5 protein-coding genes and 1 pseudogene are annotated in these 3,992 nt (G+C 72.5%); 4 read left to right on the top strand and 2 right to left on the bottom strand.

Features of this window, described 5'->3' with window-relative positions; all coding sequences use genetic code 11:
- Positions 1-739, bottom strand: a pseudogene (locus ACR807_RS41390) (hypothetical protein); the annotation flags it as partial.
- A complete protein-coding gene (locus ACR807_RS41385) occupies positions 736-1,050 on the bottom strand; it encodes a PadR family transcriptional regulator (RefSeq protein WP_438927024.1) in 315 nt (104 codons plus the stop codon). The pseudogene ACR807_RS41390 and the gene ACR807_RS41385, both read right to left, overlap by 4 nt.
- A gap of 210 nt (positions 1,051-1,260) precedes the next feature.
- Between ACR807_RS41385 and ACR807_RS41380 the strand changes: the two genes are divergently transcribed.
- From ACR807_RS41380 to ACR807_RS41365, 4 genes are all read left to right on the top strand, one after another.
- Positions 1,261-1,968 carry a thymidine kinase gene (locus tag ACR807_RS41380; protein WP_438927023.1) on the top strand — a complete coding sequence of 236 codons (708 nt, stop codon included), beginning with the start codon at positions 1,261-1,263 and terminating at the stop codon, positions 1,966-1,968.
- 115 nt (positions 1,969-2,083) lie between these two features.
- Positions 2,084-2,674 (top strand): helix-turn-helix domain-containing protein, encoded by a 591-nt coding sequence (locus tag ACR807_RS41375; RefSeq protein WP_438927022.1) that lies wholly within the window; start codon positions 2,084-2,086, stop codon positions 2,672-2,674.
- Between the two features lie 37 nt (positions 2,675-2,711).
- The gene (locus tag ACR807_RS41370) at positions 2,712-3,203 is read left to right on the top strand and encodes an NUDIX hydrolase (protein ID WP_438927021.1); all 492 of its coding nucleotides are present in this window, start codon (positions 2,712-2,714) and stop codon (positions 3,201-3,203) included.
- Between the two features lie 465 nt (positions 3,204-3,668).
- On the top strand, positions 3,669-3,992 hold a 324-nt coding region (locus ACR807_RS41365), incomplete at its 3' end, for an RNA polymerase-binding protein RbpA (protein ID WP_438927020.1).

The following is a 3,992-nucleotide window of genomic DNA, read 5'->3' as shown; positions in this document are numbered from 1 at the left end:
GGGCCACCACCAGCGCCGTCACCACCCACGCCGACAGCACCGACACCGGCGACAGGCCCACCGCCCACGCGCAGAGCGCCCCGGCCGCCACACCCGCCCCGGCCACCGCCCACCAGCGCCGCGGCACCGGCGGCGCCTCGACGTGGAAACCCGCCACCACCAGCGCAGCCACCACCCACGCCGGCACCACGAACACCGCCGCCCACCACGACGCGTCCCCGAGCGGCACCGCCACCACCGCCGACACGCCCGCCGCGACCCGGCCCACCGCCCGCCGGCCCGCCACCAGGCACGCGAACGCCACCGCCACCGGCAGCTCCGCCCACCACACCGGCGCGGGCTCCCCCCACCGGGCCGCCGACGTCCACGCCTGCGCCGAGAGCACCAGCTGCGCCACCAGCCCCGCCAGGCCCAGCAGCCGCACCGCCGACCCCGCGCCCCGCCCCGCGGCCAACCGCACCCGCACCGCCAGACCCGCCGTCGCCGCCGCCTCGCCCCACCCCGGCCACCCGTGCTCCCGGTCCAGCCCGTCCGGGCGACCGGCCAGGAACACCTCGACCATCTCCTCCTCGCGGCCCTCGCGGTACCGGCGCGGCAGCAGCACGCGCAGCAACCGCCGGTAGCGCCGCTCCAACGGCGACACGTCCCCGCCCACCGGGGCGTCCACCCCGTCCCCGTCCCCGTCCACCGGGTCCACCGGGTCTGCCGGGTCGACCGCGTCCACCCGCTCCCCGGTCACCGGGCCTCCCTCGCCCGCAGCACCGACGACGCCGCCCGCACGTTGGCCGACAACCGCGCCACCTCCGCCGACAGCGCCCGCACCCCGGCGTCGGTCAACCGGTAGTAGCGCCGCAACCGGCCCTGGTGCACCTCCTCGCGGTCGCGCTCCGCCAGCCCTTCGACCACGAGCCGGTCCAGCACCCCGTAGAGCGTCCCCACCCGCAACGACACCCGCCCCTCGGACAACTCCTCCACCGCGCGCACGACCGCGTAGCCGTGCAACGGCTCACCGGCCAACGCGGTCAGCACCAGGAACGCCTGCTCCGACATACCCTTCACACCGCAGGTTATATCGCGTCACGGTATATATCGTCCACAGCGTGTTCCGGTTCGTGTGGCCCGGCGTCGCGGGAATCCATAGGTGAATGAAATTCTTGATTCGCGCTGAAGTCATCAAGCCCAACAACCCGGACCGGGGCACGCAGGAGGCACTGACCACGCCGCCGGTACCGCGCATTAGGGTGGCCCGCCGTGGAACCGATGACCCCCGCACCCGACCCCACCGACGCCCTGTCGTCCGTGCCCGCCGCAGGCGCCGGACGCGGCGTGTCCCCCACCGGGAGACTGCGGTTCTTCTTCGGCCCCATGGACTGCGGCAAGTCCACCCTGGCCCTCCAGATCGACCACAACCAGGCACGACAGGGCCGCAGCGGCCTGCTGCTCGTCCGCCACGACCGCTCCGGCACCCCCACCATCTCCAGCCGCATGGGCCTGGCCCGCAACGCCCTGGAGGTCCACGAGGACATGGACCTGTGCGCCGTGGTCCGCTGCCGCTGGGCCGCCGGCACCCGCGTCGACTACGTCATCGTCGACGAGGCCCAGTTCCTCTCCCCCGCCCAGGTCGACCAGCTCGCCGAACTCGCCGACGACGCCCAGGTCGAGGTCTACTGCTTCGGCCTGGCCACCGACTTCCGCAGCACCCTGTTCCCCGGCTCGCGACGGCTGTTCGAACTCGCCGACGAGCTCAACGCCATCCAGGTCGAGGTCCTGTGCTGGTGCGGGCGCCCCGGCCGGTTCAACGCCCGCGTCCACGACGGCGAGGTCGTCCGCGCCGGCGACACCGTCCTGGTCGCCGACACCGCCGTCGTCGCCGAGGAGGTCCGCTACCAGGTGCTGTGCCGCACCCACTACCGCACCGGCGACCTCGGCCCGCACGCCGTCAGCGGACGCCAGCTCAGCCTCACCTGACCGGCCCACCCCACCGCGTCACCCACGGCGTCCCCGGCCACCGGCCACCCGGTGGCCGGCCGCACCCCGGCCGTCCCACAATGGACAAACACCGTTGCCGATACCGGGACACCACATGGCCGACACGACACCCCCGCCCGACCCCTCCGACGACGTGCTCGGCAAGGTCGGCGAACGCCTGCGCCACCTGCGCACCAGCCGCGGCGCCACCCTCGCCGACCTCGCCGACGCCACCGGCATCTCCAAGAGCACCCTCTCCCGCCTGGAGTCCGGCCAGCGCCGCCCCAGCCTCGAACTGCTGCTGCCCATCGCCCGCGCCCACCGCGTCCCCCTCGACGAGCTCGTCGGCGCGCCCCCCGTCGGCGACCCCCGCATCCGCCCCGTGCCCGTCCGCCGCGGCGGCATGACCGTCCTGCCGCTGACCCAGCAGCCCGGCGGCCTCCAGGCGTACAAGATGATCATCCCGCCGCGCGGCGAGCCCGACCCGCGCACCCACACCGGCTACGAGTGGCTCTACGTGCTCTCCGGGCGGCTGCGCCTCGTGCTCGCCGACCACGACGTCGTCCTGGTCGCCGGCGAGGCCGCCGAGTTCGACACCCGCCTGCCCCACTGGTTCGGCCCCGCCAGCGACGAACCCGTCGAGGTCCTCAGCCTGTTCGGCAAGCAGGGCGAGCAGATCCACATGCGCACCCGGCGCAAGACCTGACCCGTCCGGGTCCCGCGCCGCCCGGCACACTGTGCCCATGACGGGCACGCCCGAGAGGGCCAGGCGCAGCGCGGGCATCCTGCTCCACCGGGGCTCCGGGACGGACCTGGAGGTCCTGCTCGGCCACATGGGCGGGCCGTTCTGGGCGCGCAAGGACGAGGGGGCCTGGACGATCCCCAAGGGCGAGCCCGACGGCGACGAGGACCACGAGACCACCGCGCGCCGCGAGTTCGCCGAGGAGCTGGGCCTGCCGGTGCCCGAGGGCGAGCTGGTGCCGCTGGGCGAGGTCCGCCAGTCCGGCGGCAAGGTCGTGCACGCCTTCGCCCTGGCCGCCGACCTGGACCCCGATCGGGTGGTTCCCGGGACCTTCACCCTGGAGTGGCCGCCGCGCTCCGGGCAGCTGCGCGAGTTCCCCGAGGTCGACCGCGTCGCCTGGTTCCCGCTGGTCGAGGCCAGGTCGAAGATCGTCAAGGGGCAGCGCGAGCTGCTCGACAGGCTCGCCGGGAGCGTTGCTCTCCCGCAACACTGAAGTCATCGAGAGCGTGAAGAAACCCACGCTGCGTTTGGGTGAGGGCCGTACGGGTGATTCATCCTCATGTCCGCCGTCCGACCCGACCGCGACCGCACGTGGAGTGCCCTCCGACGTCACAGATGTCCGGATTGACTTTGCGTGACCGCAACCATGACAGGCGTCACTACTCGGGAGTTAAACCCGCCGTAAGGTCGCCCAGAGTGTTCGGTCTAAGCTGTCGCAGCCGCACGACTTCTACCGGGGCTACTCCATCAGTGTGATGGTGTGACCCGGTAGCTTGATAACGCGTCACGAACCGCCCGCGATTGCATCCCTTAGGAGGAAGCCTTCGTTGACGGGTGAAAGACGTCACTGTGGGCGACGATGACCACGAAGCCGGGAACGAACGGAGCAGTCCGATCGTTGCACTCGGTGAGCAACAAGCCTGGGCCCCGGCCCTGAGCCGAGCGAAAGGACACCGCCATGGCCGACCGCGTTCTACGGGGTAGCCGGCTCGGAGCAGTCAGCTACGAGACCGACCGCAATCACGACCTCGCCCCGCGCCGGTCGGTGCGGTACGCCTGCCCCAAGGGCCACGACTTCGAGGTCCCGTTCTCCGACGACGCCGAGATCCCGCACACCTGGGAATGCCGCCTGCACGGCCAGGAGTCGAAGATCATCGACGGTGCCGAGCCGGAGGCGAAGAAGGTCAAGCCCCCGCGCACGCACTGGGACATGCTCCTGGAGCGCCGCACCATCCCCGAGCTCGAGGAACTCCTCGACGAGCGGCTGGAAGAGCTGAAGGGG

Origin of the sequence: Saccharothrix sabaoui, assembly GCF_051756985.1 — a bacterium.
Taxonomy (GTDB): domain Bacteria; phylum Actinomycetota; class Actinomycetes; order Mycobacteriales; family Pseudonocardiaceae; genus Actinosynnema.
This window is presented reverse-complemented; position numbering and strand designations above follow the sequence as displayed.